The sequence below is a fragment of the Halalkalibacter oceani genome (genome assembly GCF_040544555.1).
Lineage (GTDB): Bacteria > Bacillota > Bacilli > Bacillales > Bacillaceae_D > Halalkalibacter > Halalkalibacter oceani.
On record NZ_JBEPKD010000010.1, the window covers coordinates 95937 to 117759 of the forward strand.

20 protein-coding genes are annotated in these 21823 nt (G+C 45.7%); 14 read left to right on the plus strand and 6 right to left on the minus strand.

The genetic code is table 11. The annotated features are described in order from the left end of the window. Position 1: 1 nt before the first annotated feature. The 13 genes from essC (at position 2) to ABMB67_RS12915 (ending at position 14356) form a co-directional block, all read left to right on the plus strand. The gene (essC, locus tag ABMB67_RS12855) at positions 2-4453 is read left to right on the plus strand and encodes a type VII secretion protein EssC (RefSeq protein ID WP_354572308.1); all 4452 of its coding nucleotides are present in this window, start codon (positions 2-4) and stop codon (positions 4451-4453) included. 21 nt (positions 4454-4474) lie between these two features. Further along, positions 4475-7333, plus strand: coding sequence for a type VII secretion protein EsaA (gene esaA, locus ABMB67_RS12860; RefSeq protein WP_354572309.1), 2859 nt, complete (start codon positions 4475-4477; stop codon positions 7331-7333). Next, complete coding sequence (gene essA / locus ABMB67_RS12865; protein ID WP_354572310.1) at positions 7308-7853, plus strand: type VII secretion protein EssA; 546 nt, start codon at positions 7308-7310, stop codon at positions 7851-7853. Before esaA ends, essA begins: the two co-directional genes overlap by 26 nt. Before the next feature lie 44 nt (positions 7854-7897). Further along, positions 7898-8242: a DUF5082 domain-containing protein gene (locus ABMB67_RS12870; RefSeq protein WP_251224625.1), complete on the plus strand. Its 345-nt coding sequence runs from the start codon at positions 7898-7900 to the stop codon at positions 8240-8242. A gap of 26 nt (positions 8243-8268) precedes the next feature. Beyond that, entirely contained in the window at positions 8269-8541 is a 273-nt protein-coding gene (locus ABMB67_RS12875; RefSeq protein ID WP_251224626.1) for a YwqI/YxiC family protein, read from the plus strand. A 22-nt stretch (positions 8542-8563) separates the two neighbouring features. Further along, entirely contained in the window at positions 8564-10054 is a 1491-nt protein-coding gene (locus ABMB67_RS12880) for an LXG domain-containing protein (protein ID WP_354572311.1), read from the plus strand. A 39-nt stretch (positions 10055-10093) separates the two neighbouring features. Then, the gene (locus tag ABMB67_RS12885; protein ID WP_354572312.1) at positions 10094-10402 is read left to right on the plus strand and encodes a DUF4176 domain-containing protein; all 309 of its coding nucleotides are present in this window, start codon (positions 10094-10096) and stop codon (positions 10400-10402) included. A gap of 3 nt (positions 10403-10405) precedes the next feature. Beyond that, a complete protein-coding gene (locus ABMB67_RS12890; protein ID WP_251224629.1) occupies positions 10406-10726 on the plus strand; it encodes a hypothetical protein in 321 nt (106 codons plus the stop codon). A gap of 81 nt (positions 10727-10807) precedes the next feature. Further along, positions 10808-11227, plus strand: a complete 420-nt coding sequence (locus ABMB67_RS12895) for a hypothetical protein (RefSeq protein WP_354572313.1) — start codon at positions 10808-10810, stop codon at positions 11225-11227. A gap of 69 nt (positions 11228-11296) precedes the next feature. Then, positions 11297-11521, plus strand: coding sequence for a hypothetical protein (locus ABMB67_RS12900; protein ID WP_354572314.1), 225 nt, complete (start codon positions 11297-11299; stop codon positions 11519-11521). Positions 11522-11587: 66 nt separating this feature from the next. Next, entirely contained in the window at positions 11588-12253 is a 666-nt protein-coding gene (locus ABMB67_RS12905) for a futalosine hydrolase (protein WP_251224632.1), read from the plus strand. Then, on the plus strand, positions 12250-13077 hold the full coding sequence (locus tag ABMB67_RS12910; RefSeq protein ID WP_251224633.1) for a 1,4-dihydroxy-6-naphtoate synthase: 828 nt from the start codon (positions 12250-12252) through the stop codon (positions 13075-13077). Before ABMB67_RS12905 ends, ABMB67_RS12910 begins: the two co-directional genes overlap by 4 nt. Positions 13078-13267: 190 nt before the next feature. Continuing rightward, entirely contained in the window at positions 13268-14356 is a 1089-nt protein-coding gene (locus ABMB67_RS12915) for a flavin-containing monooxygenase (protein ID WP_354572315.1), read from the plus strand. A 249-nt stretch (positions 14357-14605) separates the two neighbouring features. On the opposite strand, the gene ABMB67_RS12920 is transcribed toward ABMB67_RS12915, so the two are convergent. The 6 genes from ABMB67_RS12920 to ABMB67_RS12945 all read right to left on the minus strand — a co-directional run bounded on the left by ABMB67_RS12920 (position 14606) and on the right by ABMB67_RS12945 (position 20745). Next, positions 14606-15880 carry a TRAP transporter large permease gene (locus tag ABMB67_RS12920; protein ID WP_354572316.1) on the minus strand — a complete coding sequence of 425 codons (1275 nt, stop codon included), beginning with the start codon at positions 15878-15880 and terminating at the stop codon, positions 14606-14608. A gap of 3 nt (positions 15881-15883) precedes the next feature. Further along, positions 15884-16387: a TRAP transporter small permease gene (locus ABMB67_RS12925; RefSeq protein ID WP_354572317.1), complete on the minus strand. Its 504-nt coding sequence runs from the start codon at positions 16385-16387 to the stop codon at positions 15884-15886. A gap of 162 nt (positions 16388-16549) precedes the next feature. Next, on the minus strand, positions 16550-17572 hold the full coding sequence (locus ABMB67_RS12930) for a TRAP transporter substrate-binding protein (protein ID WP_354572318.1): 1023 nt from the start codon (positions 17570-17572) through the stop codon (positions 16550-16552). Between the two features lie 2 nt (positions 17573-17574). Then, positions 17575-18360 carry an N-acyl homoserine lactonase family protein gene (locus ABMB67_RS12935; RefSeq protein WP_354572319.1) on the minus strand — a complete coding sequence of 262 codons (786 nt, stop codon included), beginning with the start codon at positions 18358-18360 and terminating at the stop codon, positions 17575-17577. 29 nt (positions 18361-18389) lie between these two features. Beyond that, on the minus strand, positions 18390-19856 hold the full coding sequence (locus ABMB67_RS12940; protein ID WP_354572320.1) for an aldehyde dehydrogenase: 1467 nt from the start codon (positions 19854-19856) through the stop codon (positions 18390-18392). Continuing rightward, positions 19843-20745 (minus strand): NAD(P)-dependent oxidoreductase, encoded by a 903-nt coding sequence (locus ABMB67_RS12945; protein WP_354572321.1) that lies wholly within the window; start codon positions 20743-20745, stop codon positions 19843-19845. The genes ABMB67_RS12940 and ABMB67_RS12945 overlap by 14 nt, the downstream gene beginning before the upstream one ends. Before the next feature lie 149 nt (positions 20746-20894). Between ABMB67_RS12945 and ABMB67_RS12950 the strand changes: the two genes are divergently transcribed. Further along, positions 20895-21770, plus strand: coding sequence for a LysR family transcriptional regulator (locus ABMB67_RS12950; RefSeq protein WP_354572322.1), 876 nt, complete (start codon positions 20895-20897; stop codon positions 21768-21770). Positions 21771-21823: the final 53 nt, after the last annotated feature.

The window sequence follows — 21823 nt, forward strand, 5'->3', positions numbered from 1 at the left end:
GATGAATCAATTATTTTTGTTTTATGACGACATGTATCAGTCCTGCCAGCTTGAACAAAGTCATCCGGTCATTCAAATCGGCAATGACGACGACGATACGATCACGATCAAATCGCTTTCCTTTTCGGACGGTAAACTAACGCTTGAACGGGATGGTGAACGCTATGTGATCCATCAGGGGAAGCAGCAGGCTGGTGCTCTGACTCAAGATGAGCCGATGACGTTGAACGTGGACGGGAAAACATTACGACTGCTTTACCGGACCGCCGCTGAAAAGAAATATACCTACTACATAGGACAGCTAGATGAAGTGAAGATCGGTAACGTCCAAGGAGCGACAATTCAAAAAGAGGGCCACTTTTTTGCCAATGAAGAAGGCAGCTTTCTGACGCTTGTTAAAGTGGATGAAACGTGGTTACTCAAGCCGGAAGAGCAAAGTGTCATGTATTTGAACGGCCTTCGGGTGAGAGAAGCTACTGCTTGTGCAAATGGAGATCATCTTTTCTTTCCGTTTATGACGATTACAATCGTTGAGGACGACCTGTTGATGATCAGATGTGCAGAAGCAGTTGAAACAGAACTTCCCGCCGTACGCCCGCCTGTTTCCAAAATGCAGAAAGCGTACCCTCTTTACCGTCGTACGCCGCGCTTAATCTATGATCTGCCGGAAGAGAAGGTGACGTTTTCCTTTCCGTCCCAGGAAATCGATAATAACCAACGCGCCTTATGGTTATTGATTTTGCCGCCGGCGATGATGCTGATCGTTATGACCGTCGTTGTTCTCCTTATTCCAAGAGGAATATTCATCCTCATCTCAATTGTGATGTTTACGACGACGATCATGACATCCACGATTCAGTATTTTCGCGAAAAGAAAAAAAGAAAAGAGCGTGAGGAGCAACGGGAACGGGTTTATTCGAATTATTTGAAGCAAAAGCAGGAGGAGCTGCAAGGCCTGGCAGAAAAGCAGAAAATGGTAATGGCCTATCATTTTCCGAGCTTTGAAGAAATGAAGGCGATGGCGAAGACGATCAGCGCGAGAATCTGGGAACGATCGCTTGATAGTGAGGATTTTTTGCAGTTCCGGGTAGGCCGGGCGGAGGTGCCGTCGAGCTATCAGGTAGCAGTCGGAAGTCTTGACTTTGCCAATCGGGAAATCGACCATTTGCTCGAAAGGTCGCAGGAAATTATCAACGCTTATCAGCATGTAAAAAATGTCGCTTTGCCGGTTGATCTGTCAAGCGGGTCAATCGGTCTGGTTGGAAAGGATGCGATCGTCCAGCGCCAACTTCAGCAGATTGTCGGCCAGCTGGCGTTCTTTCACAGTTACCGGGATGTGCGTTTTATCGCTATTTTCGATCAGTCTCTTTATGGAAGCTGGGAATGGATGAAGTGGCTGCCGCATTTTCAACTGCCGCACTCCTTTGCTAAAGGCTTTATCTACGACGAAAAAACGAGAGACCAGTTATTGTCCTCGATATATGAAATGCTGCGCGAACGCGATATCGACGAAACGAAAGCGAACAAAACCTTTGCGCCACATCTCGTCTTTATTGTTCAAAATCGGCAGCTCATTTCCGACCATCTCATTATGGAATATTTAGAGGGAGAGGATCGCGGTATCGGACTTTCCACGATCTTTGCGACCGACGCGAAAGAGAACCTGACCGACTCGATTCACACCCTTATCAGTTACATTAACAGCCAGGAAGGTGAAATTCTCATTCACCGCCACCGGGCCGTTCATACACCGTTTGCTATTGACGAGCATGCGGAGAAAGGCAATGAAAGCTATGCGCGTCTGCTGCGCTCGCTTGATCATCAAAAGGGGATGAGCAATTCGATTCCGGAGATGGTCTCCTTTTTGGAGCTGAATGGGGCGCAGGAAGTCGCCGACCTGGAGATTGAGCGGAAGTGGCACCGCAATCAGCCTTCAAAGTCGCTCGCCGTGCCGATCGGCTTAAAAGGTAAGCAGGATAAGGTTGAGCTGAACCTTCATGAAAAAGCGCACGGACCTCATGGCCTTGTAGCAGGGACGACTGGTTCCGGGAAAAGTGAGCTTTTACAAACGTATATTCTCAGCTTGGCCGTTCATTTTCATCCGCATGAGGTCGCCTTTTTGTTAATCGATTACAAGGGTGGCGGCATGGCACAGCCATTTAAACAGCTGCCTCATCTCCTTGGGACAATCACAAATATTAGCGAAAGCAAAAACTTCAGTACGCGCGCCCTCGCTTCGATTAATAGTGAAATGAAACGGAGACAGCGCCTGCTTGATGCTTATGAAGTTACTCATATTCATGACTATGGTGATTTAGTCAAACAGGGGATCGCCAAAGAGCCGATGCCGCATCTTTTCTTAATCTCGGATGAATTTGCCGAACTGAAGAGTGAGGAACCTGAATTCATTAAAGAATTGGTCAGTACCGCCCGAATCGGACGTAGTCTCGGCGTTCATCTCATCCTCGCTACACAAAAACCGGGGGGAGTAATCGATAACCAGATCTGGAGTAATTCCCGCTTTAAGATCGCTCTTAAAGTTCAGGACGCGACAGACAGTAAGGAGATTTTGAAAAACGGTGATGCCGCAACGATCACCCAGACCGGAAGAGGCTATTTACAAGTAGGAAACAACGAAGTCTATGAGCTGTTTCAATCAGCGTGGAGTGGTGCTCCGTATTTGGAGGAATCTTTTCAGGCGGAGGAAGAGGTCTCGCTTGTCACCGATCTCGGCCTTGTCCAGCTCTCGGGACTGAGCACGAAGACCGTGCCCGACTCGAAGGAGCAGAAAACAGAAATAGAAGCTGTTGTCGCTGAAATCGCCGCTGTTCAACAGAAGCTGCAGCTGATCAAGCTTCCAAGTCCATGGCTCCCTCCGTTAGGGGAGTGGCTGCCGAGACCGGAAGTGGATTCTGTGGCGGGAGGTTTTCTGATCGGACTGAAGGATGAACCGGAAAAGCAGAGTCAGACACCATACAGATATCAATGGATCACTGACGGAAATATTGGTGTTTTCGGTTCGTCCGGCTACGGGAAATCAACGACGCTGTTCACTTACTTGCTGAGCTTTGCCTCACATCATCGTGCCGATGAGCTGCATTACTATATTTTCGATTTTGGCAATGGGACGTTATTGCCGCTTAGGCAGCTGGCTCATACCGCCGATTATTTCCGTTTTGATGACGAACGAAAGATTGCCAAGTTCTTTACCTTCATCAAGCGTGAAATGGAGCAGCGCAAACAGCTGTTTTTGGAACATGAGGTGAGCACTATTACGCATTATAACCAATTGGCTGAAGAAAAGCTGCCGGTGCTCTTTTTAGTTGTCGATAACTTTGACCTCGTCAAAGAGGAGCTTCCGGAAGCCGAGGCGCAATTTATTCAGCTTGCGAGGGATGGTCAGGCGATCGGGCTTTTTGTCGCGATTAGTGCGACGAGAATTAATGGCGTCCGCCAGCCATTAATGAACACGTTGAAAACAAAAGTGCTGCATTATGTCATGGATAGCAATGAACAGTACACGCTTGTCGGCAAAACGCCTTATGAAGTCGAGCCGATCCCGGGCCGTGCCCTGCTGATTAAAGACCAGGCCTCCCTTGTGCAAATATTCCTGCCGGCTAAAGGCAAGGACGATCTTGACCAGCTGCAGCAGGTCAAAGATGAAATTAAGCTGATAAACGAGGCAAGTCAGGGCCGCAGCTTGCCTCAGCCAATTCCGATGCTTCCTTCCCAGCTGAGTATCGTCGAATTTTTCGAGCGTTATGTCGATGATGTGACGGAAGGACAGCTGCCGATCGGGCTGGAAGAGGAGAGTGTGACGACAATGACCGTTGATCTGATTGGTGAACAGCATTGCTTGATTATGGGCCAGGCGAAAAAAGGAAAAACAAATGCAATGCGTGTCCTGCTTCATGGAATCCTCGAACAAAGCCATACGTCAATCGGGTTATTTGACGGGGTCGATCGTGGCCTGGCAAATGATGCGAAGCATAAGTCTGTTCATTATATGGAGTCAAAGGAGCAGATTATGGAGTGGCTCAACCAAATGGAAGCGGAGCTGAGCAGAAGAGAAGCCGAGTATGTCGCGAGCATTGAACGGCATCATCATGAGCAGCGGGCGTATCCGAAGGTTTATTTGCTGATTGACAGCTTCTCCCGATTCCAACAAAAGGCAGATACCGCTATCCAGGATAAGGTCGCGACGCTGCTGAAGCTTTATACCCATCTTGGCTTTACGGTTCTTGTTGCAGGAAATCCGAATGAATTTTCTAAAGGGTTTGATTCCTTTACGAGTGAAATTAAGCAGATCAGACAAGCGATTCTCTTAGCAAAGAAATCGGATCAAAACCTGTTCCCGCTTCCATTTACAAGAAATGAAGAAGAGATCCAGCCGGGGTTTGGCTATCTTATTAGAAGCGGAAAAGAAACAAGGATGCAAATTCCTAAATGTTAATTAGGAAAGAAGGGCAAAATGATGTTCGATAAAAAAAGTCTTATTAAATTAATAGTCATGATAGTGGTCATCCTGTTCTTTCCAACGATGTTTTTCTCTTATATTGAACCGGTACAGGATCAAGCGAATAAAGCGACCGCCAGAGAAATTGCCGTCGTCAATGAAGATCTCGGTACGGAATTTCAGGGTCAGCAGCTGCTTTTCGGCCAGGAAGTGATCGCCTCGCTTGAGCGGGACTCTGACTATCAATGGGTCGTGGTCGGACGAAATGCGGCAGAAGCCGGACTTGAGCGCAATCAGTATGATGCGGTGCTGTACTTGCCGTCGAATTTGTCGGCGCAGGTCATGGGGTTTAAAGAGGATGAGCCGGAAAAGGCGGTGCTGAATTATCAAATTCAGGGGAATCTGGATGCGGCAAATATGGAGCGTGTCCAGCGAGCTTTGACAACGGCGCGAAACCGCATCAATAGTCATATTTCAACGATGTACTGGGACCACGTCTCTCAAGAGGTCGACGATATCAAGCAAAAATTCGATCAAATTCTTGAGCGGGAGATTGCGTTTCAGGAGTCCATGTATGCCTTCTATTCACCGGGATCCGCCACGATTGCCGAAGAGATCAGGCAGCAGATGGAAATGCTTGAACAATTGCAGGCCGCCGCAGCCGAAGCGATGGATGCCTCAAGCGGGACAAATGCCGAAATGGAAGCGTCAGTGTTGCAGATGAATGAGTTTCTGACTAAGGTGCAGCAATATCGTGATTTTCAGGACCGGCAAAACGATTTATTCCTGACGACGAGTCTGCAGAATCAGCAGCTGCTACAGCAAGGCCTGGCGAGCTATGAAACCAATTTGACAGATGGTGTCCAACGGATTCTTCATAACAGGGAGATCACCCCGGTTCCGACTGTGGATGGAGATCATTTACTTGACAGTGTCGTGCAAATTCAGCAATCGATCAATCATAATCATGTCATTGTTGAACAGATCGAGGAGTCGATTGAAGGCTCAGAGGTCGAGGAACAGTTTGAACGAATCATGGAAGTGCAAGAGGCGATGATGAAGCAATACAGGGAGGAAACAGAAAAGCAATCGTTGAATCGCCTCGAAGAAAAACTCCTGCCGGCACGAAACGACCTTGTCGCCGCGACGTCAAGTCAGGCGACAAGCAAGGCGAAGGAGATCTCAGCAGCGGCATTGCCAACAGCCGGGCAGGCGGAAGGCGTCTCGTTAAAGACGGTAAAAGAGCAGATCAACGGCCTTTATCAGGCGCTGGAAGCCGTCGTGCTTGAAGAAGAAAAGCCGTTGGACGAGATCCAAAAAACGATCTCGCAGCTGGAAAGCAATGTTGAGCTAGTGGAAAATGAACTGATGAAGCAGGCGTCAGAGCAGGCAGAATGGGAGCAAGTAGTCGAACAGCGGTTGGAAACGATTATTCAGGAACAACGGGAGAGTGTACCTGAAGGAAAATCCGCCGAAGAGCAGGCAGTTGAGCAGATTAAAGCGAAGGAAGCGGCAATTTTGCAGCTCGATTATTTGGATGATGCCCGTAAACAAAAGCTAGCTTCCCACTTTGAAAAACCATTGCAAAGCCGTGATATGAATCAATTACTTTCTTATTTTGCCTATTTATCAATCTATGAAGACATTTTGCAAAAGACTGATAGCACTGATCAGGAGTTAATCGGTGAGATCATTGCGACCCACACTGAGAAAAGCGAAAGTGAAGTGAAAGCGGCCTTTGAGACGCTGAAAGGTGAAACAGAGCATTTTGATCAGCTTCGAAAAGGACTGAGAGAATCATCGAGCAACCTCAACCTGCTTGAGGATGAGTTCTTTGAATTTGTTGAGGCGACAATCGGGTTTATGGAAGAATACGATGAAGCGGTTAAACGAGAGCGTGAGGTAATGATGCGTGAGCTGGTTGAAATCGAGCACGGCGCCAATGATGTCACTGCGTTTTTACGTGAGGAAATAACAGCGCCGGAGGTAGAAGAAGTGCCGGTTGATGGATTGAATGGTGAACTTGTCGTGACCACACAGCAAAATGCGATGATGGATATTCAGGCGATTTCGAATCTCGTTCATTCATTAGCGGACCGCCATTCGTATGTTAATGACTATACGAATGAACTCTATCAGCGGGTCGATACTGTTCAAGAACGCGCCGATCAATTAAACGAAAGCTGGGCGGAGAATGTTGATTCGACGAAGCTGGTCAGAGAGGATCTCTATGATGTTCTCCGCAATGCCGTCGTCGATGGGCAGGCCAATCCGTACATTTACGAGTATTTAACGAATCCGACGATGATCAGCGGATCAACTCCTGAAGAACGGACGACTCAGGCGCCGCCGGTGGTCATGCTGATTATTCTCCTGCTTTGCGGCTTGGCGATCGGTTTTCTCGTTTATCATTTTTCTCATGTAGCGTCGATGCTGAATTTTTCCTTGTTTATGCTGCTAACATTGGCAGTTGGGTTAATGATTAGCATTTATGGCTTAACGATTTACCCGCTCCACGATGTTCAGGTAGTACAATGGACTGTCAGCACGATTCTGTTTCTGATTGCCTGCGCCGGGATCATTCGTCTCGGGTTGGAAATTGGTCCAGTTACGGGAGGGCTGACTGTTGGAGCGATGCTGATCTTTTTCATCGCGCCGCTGCTTGATTTAGTAATCGCCGGCTTCAGCATCCGGCATCCGGTTGCGCAAGTGTTTATGTCGATTCAATATGGCGATCAATCCGCCTTCCTGCCGGCCGTCATTATAACATCGTTACTCAGTGCGATTGTCGTCGCGCTGCCGTATGTATTGAAGCAGCTGAAGGAACGCAGAAATCAGAGTGTGGAAAGCTATGAAGAGTACGACGAGGTCAGCTAAGACGGTGGGCCGCTGCTGGAAACAGGGAGCCCGCTCCGCATACTGGCGCAAGAGTTTGTTGCTCCACGCGTCGCTCATTTGCTTGGCGCTTTTGCTGCTGTTACTTTTACCGGAGGAAAGCAGGGCGGAGGAAGAGATCGTGGAGCCGCACCGGTATGAGCAAGGGCAGGTCGAGCTGAACCTAGACTATTTCCGCGATCCTCAGCTGCAGCGACGTAAGGCGATGCCGGAAGAGCAGCAGGTGCTGACTTTTCAGCAAGCTGATTACAAATTGTTTGACGAGGTGGAGCGGCAGCTGTTCGCCCATCCGCTTGATGAAAATCATACGATTGTCGTCAAAGCAGAGCAACTGCGCTTGTTTGAAGCGGCTGTACGAAACAATACCAATCGTGAGCAGCAGGAAGCGGAAGCAGCGGCGATTCAGCTGACGACGATTCTGTTTTCGATCGTGCTCTTACTGGTAGGTGTATTGTTTGTCATCATTCTACCTAAACTTGTGCGCCGTTCTCCTTTAGCATAATGGGCAACGACAGACGGACTTTTCCATGGAAAGGGTGAAATGAAATGGCTTTGGCAGGCTTATATGCACGTTTAAGACAAAAACAGGAGGAGCTATCCCGGCTCAGAATTTGCCAAAATGAGTTGAACAGCTGCCGGCAGGATTTCTACAGTCAGGAGACAATTTGTTTAGAGCCCGAGCTTTCCGCGAATACGTGGGCCGGAACGTTGGCTCAAGCGTTTGAAACCATCCGTGAAGGCGCGATTGTCCCGAGCTATCAGGATATTCATACAAACCAATTCAGTCATATTTTGCAGCTTGTAGCTAATAAAATCACACGAACCGAGCAGGAAATCGTCGCAATTAAACAGGCAATTGCAGCGGCCAAAGCAGCCGCAGCAAGCCAATAAATAGATGATAAGAAAGTGGTGAGCCGATGAGCGGAGAAATTAAAATTCTTTACAGCGATGTGGAACAGGAGCTGGCGAAGGTCGAAAGTGCCGTGCAGCAGGTCGATGGGACTTATCCTTCATCCATAGGCGAAGGAAATGTACTTGATGTTGTTACACGTTTAAATGAACTCTCAACCGAGCTGCAGCTGGTCATTGAGCAGTATCAAATGCTCGTCCTGAAAAATATAGAGAGTACGAGACAATCGTTGGAAGTGATGCGGGAAACAGACCATCAAATCAGTTCTTCTATTCGATAAGTAGGAGGGAGCCGGCAGTTCAATGAAAACCTTGGATGTAGATGCATTACACAATGGAATTGATCAAGTGATCGAAACGCTTTCCTCCCAAAAAGAGCAGCTGCAGCAAGTGAAGCTGAACATTCAAGCGGTGATCCATTTAGATGATTCTTTTACAGGCAGCGGGGGAGGAGCGATCCGGTCTTTTTACCAGGATTGTCATCTCCCTTTCCTCGCTTTTTTTCAAGCGTTTGCCGTTGAATATGAAAGCGTGCTGGGACGAATGAAAGCTGCCTTGCAGGCATTGGAGCCTGCACAGGAGGGCTTTATTCGGCAAAGTTATTTGGAGCAGGAAGTATCGCAAGGAATCGAACAGCTGAAAACCGTCACGATGAGCTTAACGAATGACGCCAATCAGGCGATTCGCCGCGTGCGTGACATTGTAGCCTTGCCGGATGTTAATGATGAACCGGTTTTGCTAGAAGCTGGAAGAGCGAAGCGCCATATGGAGGATACGGTTGAACAGCTGTATCACTTTGACCAGCAGCAGACCGAGGCGTTGACGAGCGTCGGAAAAGATATTCAGCTGATGACCCAGTACGTCAAGCAGGTCGAGGCCATTTTTACGAGTAAGGTTCATTCTCTTGCCTTCTTAACGAATCAGGTGAAACGGAATCTGGCGTATTCTGCCTTGTTAACGAATTTGCAGAATAAAACAAAGGATCTCTATTCGCTTTCTGCGTTCTCGCCTTTTAACGGAGGGTATATCAATCACCCATACTGGACGGATTCGCTATATATGCATTATGCGGGCCTCCGCTATGCCGACCAACAGGAATACAGATGGCAGCTGTATTCGACGATGATGAGCTGTCCGCGTCCGACGATGACGGCAAAGGTGGAAGATGAGGAGGAGGGCCGGAAATTTCTTATCGGGAATGAAAGTGAGCCAAGAGGCGGATTTAGTGCGGCCGGTGGTGTAGGGTATTATGATCATAACTGGACTGGAATTTCCGAAGGCTTTCACAATTCCGACTTGCCGATTGGCGGGTCTTCACAATTTACAGGCGTGTATGCCGGGTTTGACTTGGATACGAGTATTGTTGACGGCACGTATGCGCAGCGGATGGCTGATACCGAGTTGAAAGCAAGCATTGGCGGCCCGTCGATTTTTCCAATTGTCAAAGCGGAAGGTACTGTGCTGAGGCATCATGCGAGAGTTCAGGCCGATAGTGACATTCCGGTTATAGGCCGCACCGGAGTTGAGGGCGATGCGAAGATCCTAACGGCAAAAGGCTATGCCGGAGTCGACAATGCCTCTGTCGGAGTAGCAGCGAAAGCGGCTGTCATCGAAGGGGATGTCAGCGGGATTCTACCAATTCCGTTCACCGACTGGAATGCAAAGGTGACGGCCGGGGCCTCTGGTGGAAGCATCGGGGGAGAAGCGAAAATAGGAAAAGAAACGATGCTCGATTTGCGATTTGTGATCGGCGTCAAATTAGGACTAAGCTTTGAAAGACAGATTGAGGATTAGTCAATAGTACGCGTAATAGGTGATAAAGGAGAGAAAATGATGGCAGAAGAAATCAACCAATTAACCCTCCCTAACGAAGGAGAGCTTTTACCGATCGGCTCGGTTGTGACGGTGAAGTTCCTTGATCAGGCCGTAATGATTTATGGAAGAAAGCAAGAACAACGAGGAGAAGAGCAGAAGATTTGGGATTACGTCGCTTGTCCTTATCCACAGGGCCATCTGTCCAACGAGACGAATGTGTTTTTTAATCGCGACCAAATTGAAGCAGTGGTCTTTAAGGGATTGGAAACCGCAGGGGAATTGCTTTTACGCGAACGCTTGAAAGAAGTCTTTGAAAAGAGGAGTTAAACCGTGAATATGTTGCTACAGCCTGTTTTTGATGCGATTGCCGAGGTGAAGCAATGCCTCGGTCCTTACAAGCAAACGGACGCCAAGCAGAAGAAAACGAAGTACGCTTCATTAATGATGTTTAATCTTTTGTTTATTCTTCTTTATGCAATCTTAATTCTCTATTCGCTCTATTACATCATCATGGCCTTTATTCACGGATTTTACGTGCTTTTCGGCTTATGCGTTACGCTGCCGATGATCGGTGTATTTATCCTCCTGCGAAGAAAAGTATATCCGAGATTTAAGCAGGAATATGTGAAAGGCCATGATCTCGACCTTTAAGAGATAATGAAGAAGGGGACAGGAATGAAACGGTTATTTTTATGTCTGAGTCTTGTATTATTGGCAGGGTGTTCAACCCCTGTGAAACAAGAAATTATTCATTATGTTAATGAAGAAGTTAATCCGATATACAGCTTGGAGGAGGAAGCGGTTGATCATCTTAGCAGTGTAACGGGCAGTAATTACGTCGATGACGAGACGTTCTATCACACAATGGTGGAGGAAGTTCTGCCGAGGTATGAACAATTTGTGCAAAGGCTGGAAAGCATTGAGCCGGAATCGGAGGAACTCCACAAGGTCCACGCTTTATTTGTGGAAGGGGCCCAGATGCAACGCAATTCGATGCGGCTCTCCTTGCAGGGTGTTGAACAAGGAAGCGAAGAGGTTATTCAGGAAGCGAACCTTCTTTTAGAGGAAGGGAAGGCGAAGATTGACCAATACATCGCTGAAATGGAATCCTTGGCGGAGCAATACGAGGTTGAGTACGAAGTCTATCAATAAAAAACAGACAGCTGCTAGGTGATTCAAGTCTAGCGGCTGTTTTTGTTCAGCGGGAAAAGAGGTGGTTTGATGAAGAAGCTTCTAATCTTCTTTTTCGGTGAAAGATGCGCGCGCAATAGGTGGCTTCAAGGATTTTATTGGTTTGCGGTCGTCTTTTTCTTTATGATGCTGGCTTGTGCGTTGCTGACGGGCTATATGCTTCTTTTCGTGCCTGTGCTTCTCTTTCCATTTTTGTTCCAGATTGTCTACGCTCAGTTTCATCCGGCAGTGGGCAAAAAGAAGCAGCGATACTAGCCAAGCGCAACGTAATTGGAGTACACTTAAAATGGTAAAGGCTTGTAAGGTAAAGGAGTAAAAACTATGAACGAGAAGCAGAAGCCGCTGCGGTGCCTAATCGTGACGTCAGTGGCTGCGGAAAAAGAAGCTGTCGAACGGGGCTTTGGACGAGACAGCGGAATAACGGTCATCACCGGGGGGGTTGGACAAGCGGCCGCCGCTGCCAGCACGGCACGGGAACTGGCGCAGGCAAGCTATGACCTTGTCATTTGCGCCGGGATAGCCGGCGGTTTCTCCGGCCAGGCCGGGGTCGGTTCGATTGTCGTCGCAGACAGGATTATCGCCGCTGATCTCGGGACAGAATCGGCGGAAGGCTTTATCAGCATCGATCATTTGCAGCTTGGAACCACCGCGGTGATCGAAACAGAGCACATGCTAAGCCGCCGGCTCGTCACGAGGCTGAGGGAAAAACAGCTGCCGGTTCACTCCGGCCCGATTCTGACTCTTTCCACCGTAACTGGGACAGCAGAAAGTGCCCGGGTTTTGGCGCAGCGTGTAGATGGGGCTGCTGCCGAAGGAATGGAAGGCTACGGCGTGGCGGTAGCGGCTGCTCAGTTTGCTTTGCCAGTAATGGAGATCCGGACGATTTCAAATCTTGTGGGCCCACGTGACCGCGATGCGTGGCGAATTAAAGAGGCGTTGGCCGTTTTAGAGCAAGCCAGCGCAGCATTTATGGAGGTTATCAAATGAAAATCGCTTATTCCCCTTGTCCGAACGATACATTTGTTTTTCATGCCTGGGCGCATGGCTTGATTGAAGGTGCGCCAAAGCTCGACGTAACGTTTGCTGATATTGACATTACAAACAAGCTGGCAGCCGAACGCAAAGGACCGGAAGTGCTGAAAATCTCATATGGAGCTCTTCCGTGGGTGCTGTCAGATTATGCGCTTGTGCCGTGCGGCGGGGCACTTGGAAGAGGTTGCGGTCCGCTTGTGCTGACGAAAGAGTCGGCCGGACCGGCAGCTCTTTCCGGTCGGAGAGTTGCTGTGCCGAGTGAGCGTTCCACAGCTTATTTGCTTTTCCGCTTATGGGCGGCTCAGCAGGTACCGGGCGGAGTCGGTGAGATTGTCGTAATGCCGTTTCATGAAATCATGCCGGCGGTACGTGATGGGAAAATTGACGCCGGACTTGTCATTCACGAAGCCCGTTTTACATTTCAGGACTATGGCTTGAAGCAGCTCGCTGACCTCGGCAATTGGTGGGAAGACGACACCGGCCTGCCGATTCCGCTCGGGGCGATTATTGCCCACCGCTCTCTTAATAGAGAAGAGATTGCCAAGTGGGCGCGTGCGTCCGTTGAATATGCTTGGGCGCATCCAGAGGATTCAAAGGGTTATGTGATGGAGCACGCCCAGGAGCTTTCACCGCAAGTGGCGCAGTCTCACATTGATCTATACGTCAATGAGTTTACGGCCGATCTAGGTGAAGCGGGCTATGCCGCTGTCGAGGCATTACTTGGCAGAGCGGCAGAGGAAGGCTTCGTCCCGGAATTTGACCTGGCAGCATTGCGATAAGAAAAAGAGAAGAGCTTGAGACAAAACTAGCTTTGAGCTAGTGGCAATGGCTTTACAAGAGCGTGGCAGTTCTGCACATTGCTTAAGGGGCTGGGCAAAAGGTAGCAACCATTTCCCCAGTCCCTTTTTTGAACAATTTCTCCCTCTTTATCTGTCTCTATCACGTATAATACGGTAAGGGGGTATGGTTATGAGAGACGTATATGAAGTGATCATTATTGGAGCGGGACAGGCCGGAATTGCGATGAGCCAGAAGTTAAAAACGAAAGGAATTGATCATCTGATGATTGATTCCAGTGCTGAAATTGGCCAATCCTGGCTTTCACGCTACAAATCACTCGTCTTATTTACGCCTAAACGATTTAGCTCTCTTCCGGGTTTGGAAATGGAAGGAGACCCGGAAAGCTATCCGACCAGGGAAGAAATGGCGGCGTATTTACAAGCATACGCTTCCCACTTTCAGCTACCTTATGAGCTGAACATCGCCGTTAATAAACTTGAATTCGAGGATAACGTTTTCCGCATTGCAACGAATAAAAAGATCATATACGCCAGGCAAGTAGTGGTGGCGACCGGCGCTTTTCAAAAGCGCTATATTCTGCCGCTCATTACCAGTACCGCGGAAGAAACCGTCCATCTTCATTCCTCGGAGTATGTGTCGCCAGCCGATCTGTCTGAAGGGACTGTGCTCGTGGTTGGCGGTGGCAATTCCGGCGCGCAAATCGCCGTCGAATTAGCGAAGGAACAGCGGGACGTTTTTCATGCTATTTCTGCTCCGATACGCTTTCTCCCGCTCCGGCTTTTCGGGCAAAGTATCTTCCATTGGCTTGAAAAGAGCGGTCTATTATACGCCGGTCTCGATACAAAACGAGGAAGATGGTTTCAAAAGAAAAATGATCCAGTGTTTGGAATGGAATTAAAAAAATTAATCAAGGCCGGGCGGGTGATCCAAAAACCCCGGGTGAGAGATGTCGTCGGTCAGCTCGCTACTTTTGACGACGGCACGCAACTGACAGTCAAAACTATAATTTGGGCAACGGGCTTTGTTCCTGATTATAACTGGATTCAGATCGACGGAATATTAACAGCCGACGGGCAACCAAAGCATGAGCGCGGCGTGACAGGCGTAAAGGGTCTCTTTTTCCTCGGCCTGCAATGGCAGCACCAGCGCGGCTCGGCTTTAATATGCGGTGTCGGAAAGGATGCGGAATATGGTGCTGGTTTTATTGTAAAGAATGCCGGCTCTCTTACGAAGGAAAGGCAGATTTTTCATCGTTAACCCACAGTGTATGTCATAGTGTACTCAATAATTTAGTAGGATAAAAAAGATCGCAAGTGCGGTTACACTTACGGTCATATACAATAGCTGTCCTCTCAAGAGTGACTGGCTCAAGTGGTTATGAAATAGACCATCCCTCAAAGGCTCAAGGGAAGGTCTATTTCTTTTTGTCTTGTGACGTATGGCGACAAGTGCTCCGAAAGCAACCATCAGTGTTAGTGTTTCGTATGTTATCAAAAATCCCAAATGTTACTTAAACAGCTCTACAATGCCGGTTGTTAGCCAAGGAATGTTACTTATAATAATTAAATCTAAAACGATGAGAAGTAATAAAGGAATCACAGCTTTTGAAATTTTGACTAAACTGATGCCAGCTATCTGACAAGAAATAAATAAATTTACACCAAGCGGAGGAGTACACATGCCGATGGCGAGATTAATAATCATGATGATCCCGAAGTGAACTGGGTCTATTCCCATTTGCACGGCCACCGGTGCAAGAATGGGGGCTAAAATAATAATAGAAATACTAGTTTCGAGAAACATCCCTATAATCAGCAAAAATACATTTACTAGTAAAAGGAATACGACAGGCGAATCAGAAATAGAAATAAAAAACTCAGCCGCCAGTTTTGGCACGCCTTCTTTAGTAAGAATCCATGCAAAGAGTCCGGCACAAGAGATAATAAACATAATAATCGCTGATGTGATAGCCGATTTTCCTAGAATTTTAAGGATGTTTTGCAGTTTGATTTCTTTATAGATGAAGACACTGACAATAAAAGCGTATAAAGCGGCGATCGCTCCTGCTTCTGTCGGTGTAAAGAAACCACTATAGATGCCTCCTAAAATAATGACGGGCATGATTAAAGGAATGAGGGCTTCTTTAAACGCTTTTCGTCTGTCTGCCCAGGTGATCGTTTTATCCCCACTATACCCTCTTCTTTTCGAAACGATATATACGGCCAACAGCAATGTTATAACGATTAAAATTCCCGGTGCAACTCCGGCAATAAAGAGGTCTTTAATAGATGTACCTGTCGCCACTCCGTATAAAATCATGGCAATACTTGGTGGGATGATGATTCCAAGTTCTCCGGAAACCGCTTGTAAACCTGCAGCAAAATCTTTGTGATATCCTTTTCTAACCATTGCTGGAATAAGGATAGCCCCAATTGCCGCAACGGACGCAGCACTTGATCCAGAAATAGCAGCAAAAAACATTGCCGTTACAACGGAGACCAGTCCTAAACCGCCTGAAATATGACCTGTTAGTGCATTGGCAAAGTTGATAAGTCGTTTTGAAATTCCACCATACTCCATTAATGTTCCTGCTAATATAAAAGTGGGAATGGCCATTAGAGCGAATAAGTCAACGGATGTTATTAAACGTTGTCCAGCGATAATAAGGGGAGTACTGCTATCAAACAAAATGGCAATAACAGATGAAAGTCCAATTGCTACGGCAACCGGTAATCCCAGTAACAGGAGTACAAAAAATGAAACAAACAAGACAGCTATCATCGTTTACACTCCCCATTTATTAACGTTATTTTTTGTATCATTCAACAGAATATCTATTATGACAGCTATGGCATTCATCGTCAGAAGAACCATGCCAATCGGCAGGGCGGCATATAAGAAAGACATAGGAATTTGTAAAGCGGCCGAGCTTTGCGTGTGAACCCGTTCCATGACAGCAATTCCTTGGAACAAAATAATGATGAAAAAAACGATTCCGCAAAGATTGGATGATATTTTCATTCCTTTTCTTGTCTTTTCACTTACTTTTTCTGCGATGAATTCAATCGCAATTAGCTGCTGATACCGTAAAGCGAGAGCCGCACCGATAAAAACACTGTATATCATTAAAAATCTGGCTAACTCCTCTGACCAGGGTAGTGAGTACCCAATCAAGGTGCGCGAAATAACTTGTACCGACAGCACAAGAATCATGATTCCAAGAAAAGTTCCTAATAACAGCAACAAAACTGTATTTATTTTATCTATAGCCGATAATATTTTTTTCATTGGTTCAACTCCCTTTTTGAGACGAGTGAAGGCCGTCCTAAAAGGATGGATTTCCCTTTTCGGGACGACCTTGAAGTTAATGGTGGAGTCAGAGATTGCAGGAAAAGTCAATTATGAGGATGTTTGCTTATAATTGACTTTGTGCAGAATGAGATCTTCACTCTATTGAACTGCTAATATTTTATCTAAAAGCTCGCCATACTGATCCGCGTATTGTTCATAAACACCTTGGGATGCTTCAAAGAAAGCATCAAAATCAAATTGATCGGTGACTTCGGTACCACTTTCTTCCATCACCTGGATCAGCTTGGCGTCGAGTTGTTGGATAAATTCTCTTTCATAGTCTCTTGCTTCAATAGCTGCGTCTTGAATAATTTGTTGCAATTCCGGTGATAACCCATCAAATTTAGCTTGATTGATTAATACAGCCCCAGGGGTATAAAAGTGGTTTGATACGGTAAGGTATTTTTGCACTTCCTGCAATTTGTTAGGGACGATGACGGTGAAAGGATTTTCCTGACCATCTACAACTCCTTGTTCCAGACCTGTATACAATTCTGTAAATGCCATTGGAGTCGGGGAAGCACCGTATGCTTCAAAGGTAGATAAATGAATCGGATTTTCCATCGTTCTTATTTTTAAGCCTTTTAAATCTTCAGGTTTGGTTATAGGCTGCTTATTATTAGAAATTTGGCGATAACCGGTTTCCCACCATGCTAAGTTATAGACACCGGTTTCTTCGATCTGCTCATTAATTTCATCACCGATTTCTCCATCAAGGACTTTGTATGCGTGATCGCGGTCTCTGAAAAGAAATGGAAAATCAAAAGCAAAGGTTTTATCAGCAAAATTTCCTAAAGGTCCATTGGAAGTTACAACCATATCTAAAGTACCTAATTGTGTTGCTTCAATCATTTCTCTTTCTCCACCTAATTCGCCGCCAGGATGAATATCAAATTTGACAGAGCCATTTGTTTTTTCATCGACAATTTCAACGAATTTTAATATTCCCTGATGAAATTGAGCATCCTCGGTTTCCGGGTTAATATGACCCAATGATATGATTACGCTTTCATCAGACTCTGAATTCGGCTCAGCTCCTGTATTTTCATTGCTTGAATTGCAAGCTGCTAACAAGAGCAATACAAAAATTCCTATCATTCTCCATGTGTAATTTTTTTTCATCTTTATTCATTCTCCTTTGTAAGTTTTGGTGGATACTGAGCGGATTCTAAAACTGCAAAATCATGCCCGGCAATCATCGTTGCTTTAATTTTTTCCATCTTCTTAAACGTTTCTTCGTATTCATTTAAATCGATATGCAAACCATTTGGAATATGCTTTAACTTTGAATCTCCAAGCCAGTTTTCATATAAGGGAATAGTATCCCCGGCAATCAAGTAGTCCCCATCCTCTGTATTAACGAGAATTCCCATAAAACCGGGAGTATGGCCGGGAAGAGTGACTAAGTGAATGTGGTCTTCGAAATTTTCAATGTCCCCCTCGACAACTTCCATTCTTTGCAGGACGCTGATCCAAGGCGGCAGTGTGTCTTTGAAACCAATTTCATACTGCGCTCTTTGAACTTCATTAGGACAAATCGCAAATTGCAGTTCTCGTTTTTGAACGATAAAATTAGCATTTTTATAAATGTCACATTTGCAGCTGTGGTCCCAATGCAAGTGGGTAAAGATCACCGTATCAATATCATCTGGTGTTAGGCCGATACTCTTCAGAGCCTGCTCTTGAAGCATGCTTTCATCCTGAACAATTGTTCCGTGATACTTTAAAGCTCTTTCAGGCTCACAAGGGCCGGTATCGACGAGGATATTTCGCCCATTGTTTTTAATAACGAACATTAAAATGGGTGTTTCTATTTTTTGACCATAGTGTCTACCATATACAAATTGAGACTTTTCTATAGTTAGAACACCTACTAACAACGGATAGATAATGGGCTTCTTTGTTTCCATTTCCTTTCCACCTTTCATTGTTTTATTGTTTAGACATTAATCGAAAATGGATCTCTTCCTTCATCTGAAAGGTCTATCAAGACATTTTTAAGACGTGTATATTCTAATAAAGAGACTAATCCTCGTTCACGCCCATACCCACTATTTTTGACGCCGCCAAAAGGAGCTTGGACAGCGCTTGTCCGGTATGTATTAATCCAAACAGTTCCAGCCTCTAATTGTTTCGCAACACGATGGGCCCGGGATAAGTTGGAGGTCCAGATGCCAGATGCCAACCCGTATTTTGAATTATTGGCAATTTCAATTGCTTCCTTTTCATCTTTGAAGGATATCATGCTGAGCACGGGTCCGAAGACTTCCTCCTGCGCTATCTTCATCTCATTTTTTACATTTATTACGATCATTGGACGAATGAAGTAGCCGTTTTCCGGAATCTCTCCCTTTTTTCCAACTAGAATAGATGCACCTTCCGCTTCGACATGTTGAATCATCGCTTGAATAGCGTTATATTGGTTTTTATTTGCGACTGGTCCCATCTCGGTTGTTGGATCGGTAGGATCGCCTAATTTGATCTTGCTAGTTCTTTCGGCAAGCAATTCTGCCACCTTATTATAGATCGTTTCTTGGACAAGGAGACGGGAACCAGCGATGCATGTTTGACCACTTGAAGCGAAAATGCCGGCAATGGCCCCGGGGATCGCTTTCTCCAGATTTGCATCTTCGAAAATAATATTTGGAGATTTTCCACCAAGTTCAAGCGTAAGCGGGATGAAATTTTCAGCCGCATTTTTTCCAATAGCACGCCCAGCCAGAGTACCACCTGTAAAACTGATTTTGTTCACTTTGTCTGATTTTGTGAGGAATTCTCCTACTTGTTTATCGCCAGTAACGATGTTGATAACACCAGGCGGGAAGCCGGCCTTTTCCACCAATTCACCGAAAAATAAGGTTGAGATGGAAGCATGTTCTGATGGCTTAATGATGACGCAATTGCCCGCAGCCAAAGCAGGCGCTAATTTATTCATTAATAATTGCATTGGAGAATTCCATGCGGTGATTAAAGCGGCGACACCAACCGGCTCTCTCATTGTATAATCAAAAAGTTGCAAGTTGTCTAAAGGGATGGTTTCTCCGTAAATTTTATCAGCATAACCGGCAAAGAATCTTAATGCTCTTGCTGTAAAAGGTACTTGTTTAATCGTTTCTCTGTACACTTTTCCATTGTCTTTCGTTTCCAAGGAAGCTAATTGTTCAGCATTTTCTTCAATTAATTCTGCCAGTTTATTCATATAAGTGGCGCGCTGCAGACCATTCGTATGTTTCCATGTACGATGAAAGACGTCTGTTGCTGCATCAATGGCGCTCAATACATCTTCATTGGAAGCTTGAGGAATAGTGCCCCATTGCTCCTCATTATAAGGATTGATAACAGGCATTGTTTCATTTGTGCTCGAATTCTTCCACTGACCATTAATGAGCATGTTATACTGTCTCATTCATTGACACCTCCCTATCCTTTTGAAAGTTAATATTCAGCCACTTCTCCCACAGCTTTGCGATCGCTGCATAATCCTCTTTGCCAAAGCCATTTTGTGCAGCCACCTCGTATACAGAATGTGCTGCCTGAATTGAAAAAAGAGGGATTCCATTTTCCTGGGCCAGCTGCAAAAACAAGGTGGAGTCCTTTCTGGCATTTTCGGTTGACATCCCTCCTTCGTAATTACCCTCTTGAATTCGCTCGTGAAAACGGTGAGTTAAAGGGCGTAGTAGAGCCGTTTCGCCGCTTAATAGCTTATAAACGTTTTCTGCGGAAATTCCTAATTTCATTGCAGTCGCCGCAGATTCAACTATGACAGTCATGACGGCGTGGGCTACCCCATTGTTAATGATTTTGGCTGCCATTCCTGCTCCTGCCGGCCCCATAAATTGAATTGTTTTTGACATCGCTTTCAGGACAGGGGAGACAGTTTGCAATACATCGTCTGAATCGCCTATAAGCAAGTCTGCCTGCTTATTTTGCATATGACTTACACCGCCCAGAATCGCGGCATCAATCAGTTTAATGTGGTGTTGTAAGCTGATTTCCCGAAGCTCACGAACTTCATTTGGTAAAATAGTACTAGTTTCAATAATAACAGCATTTTTCTGTAATAAGGGACAAATTGTTGAAACGATGCTTTTCGAAATAGAAAACCTCGGCATCGAGAGAATAATAATTTGACTTTTTGCTGCAACCTCCTCGAGGCTGCTTCCGGTCGCCACCCCATTTTCGTTCATCTTTTTGCATTTTGCAGCGTCTATATCATATCCAATTACATCTAATTCTGAATGGATCTTGCTCGCTATAGCGCTTCCCATATTGCCAAGGCCGATGATCCCTATCATATTATAGTGTCTCCTTCCAATTCTGTGATGTTTGAAAATTTGATTATTTTATTTAGATTATAAGTGTCTATGTATATAATTAAAATTAAATAAAATCTATAGATTGCTATAAAAAAATTGAAATTGACTTTTCGAGAGGTGAGTAGTAGATGGAAGAGTATGATTGGATCGTACTATCTAAAATAGGGGAAGGGAAAACGATGTCGCAGATTTCAAATGAGCTTTTTATTACCCAGCCGGCACTTACTTATCGGATAAATAAAATTGAAAAAGAGTTTGGAACAACGTTATTTATTCGTGGCAATAAAGGAATTCAAGTTAATCATCAAGGGGAACATGTGATTAATTATGCGAATCGGATGCTGGAGGAGCTTAATAATACAAAAGAGCAGGTACTGTCCCTTGGCTCGCAAATCAAAGGGAAGTTGTATATAGGTGCTTCCAAGGCTGTCGCTCAATATATTCTGCCTAATTTGTTAACGAAGTTTTTAAACCATTATCCAGACGTAGAGCCCCATGTGCTGACAGGTTTCAGCCCTTATCTAGTGGAATTGTTATCGAAAGGAAAAGTGCATATTGCCTTGCTCAGAGATAAAATAGAATGGCCTCACTTTACCAGGTTGCTAACAACGGAATCGATATATTTAGTATCGAAAAATAAGATTGATATGGAGACACTGCCGCAAATCCCCCGTATTGACTACCAAACGAACCAGTCGCTTAAAACGGTCATAGACGCCTGGTGGTCTAAAAATTTTCAGTCGCCGCCGAATATTACAATGGTTGTTGATAATGCCGATGTCAGCTTTGAGTTTGTTCAGGCGGGACTTGGTTATTCGATCTTGACTGAACTTTGCTTATCTAAAGATCAGTCATTGCATATGGTTCCCCTACAAAACCATCTGGGTGAATTTATTTATAGAGAGACTTGGCTGTACGGATCTAAGATATCTGAAAATTATCTTGCCGTGAAAGCTTTTTTGAGCTTTATCGAAAAGGAATACGGGACAAGTCACAGGTGGTGAGATTGGGAAAAGAGGCGCTGAAAAGGAGAAGGGGTAGACATTAATCCCATTCT

Coding starts and splice junctions, on each gene's coding strand:
- essC (WP_354572308.1), top strand. CDS start 2: ATGAATCAATTATTTTTGTTTTATGACGACATGTATCAGTCCTGCCAG.
- essA (WP_354572310.1), top strand. CDS start 7,308: ATGAAGAGTACGACGAGGTCAGCTAAGACGGTGGGCCGCTGCTGGAAA.
- ABMB67_RS12875 (WP_251224626.1), top strand. CDS start 8,269: ATGAGCGGAGAAATTAAAATTCTTTACAGCGATGTGGAACAGGAGCTG.
- ABMB67_RS12885 (WP_354572312.1), top strand. CDS start 10,094: ATGGCAGAAGAAATCAACCAATTAACCCTCCCTAACGAAGGAGAGCTT.
- ABMB67_RS12920 (WP_354572316.1), bottom strand. CDS start 15,880: ATGATAGCTGTCTTGTTTGTTTCATTTTTTGTACTCCTGTTACTGGGA.
- ABMB67_RS12945 (WP_354572321.1), bottom strand. CDS start 20,745: ATGATAGGGATCATCGGCCTTGGCAATATGGGAAGCGCTATAGCGAGC.
- ABMB67_RS12940 (WP_354572320.1), bottom strand. CDS start 19,856: ATGAGACAGTATAACATGCTCATTAATGGTCAGTGGAAGAATTCGAGC.
- ABMB67_RS12910 (WP_251224633.1), top strand. CDS start 12,250: ATGAAAATCGCTTATTCCCCTTGTCCGAACGATACATTTGTTTTTCAT.
- ABMB67_RS12950 (WP_354572322.1), top strand. CDS start 20,895: ATGGAAGAGTATGATTGGATCGTACTATCTAAAATAGGGGAAGGGAAA.
- esaA (WP_354572309.1), top strand. CDS start 4,475: ATGTTCGATAAAAAAAGTCTTATTAAATTAATAGTCATGATAGTGGTC.
- ABMB67_RS12925 (WP_354572317.1), bottom strand. CDS start 16,387: ATGAAAAAAATATTATCGGCTATAGATAAAATAAATACAGTTTTGTTG.
- ABMB67_RS12935 (WP_354572319.1), bottom strand. CDS start 18,360: ATGGAAACAAAGAAGCCCATTATCTATCCGTTGTTAGTAGGTGTTCTA.
- ABMB67_RS12930 (WP_354572318.1), bottom strand. CDS start 17,572: ATGAAAAAAAATTACACATGGAGAATGATAGGAATTTTTGTATTGCTC.
- ABMB67_RS12880 (WP_354572311.1), top strand. CDS start 8,564: ATGAAAACCTTGGATGTAGATGCATTACACAATGGAATTGATCAAGTG.
- ABMB67_RS12900 (WP_354572314.1), top strand. CDS start 11,297: ATGAAGAAGCTTCTAATCTTCTTTTTCGGTGAAAGATGCGCGCGCAAT.
- ABMB67_RS12915 (WP_354572315.1), top strand. CDS start 13,268: ATGAGAGACGTATATGAAGTGATCATTATTGGAGCGGGACAGGCCGGA.
- ABMB67_RS12870 (WP_251224625.1), top strand. CDS start 7,898: ATGGCTTTGGCAGGCTTATATGCACGTTTAAGACAAAAACAGGAGGAG.
- ABMB67_RS12905 (WP_251224632.1), top strand. CDS start 11,588: ATGAACGAGAAGCAGAAGCCGCTGCGGTGCCTAATCGTGACGTCAGTG.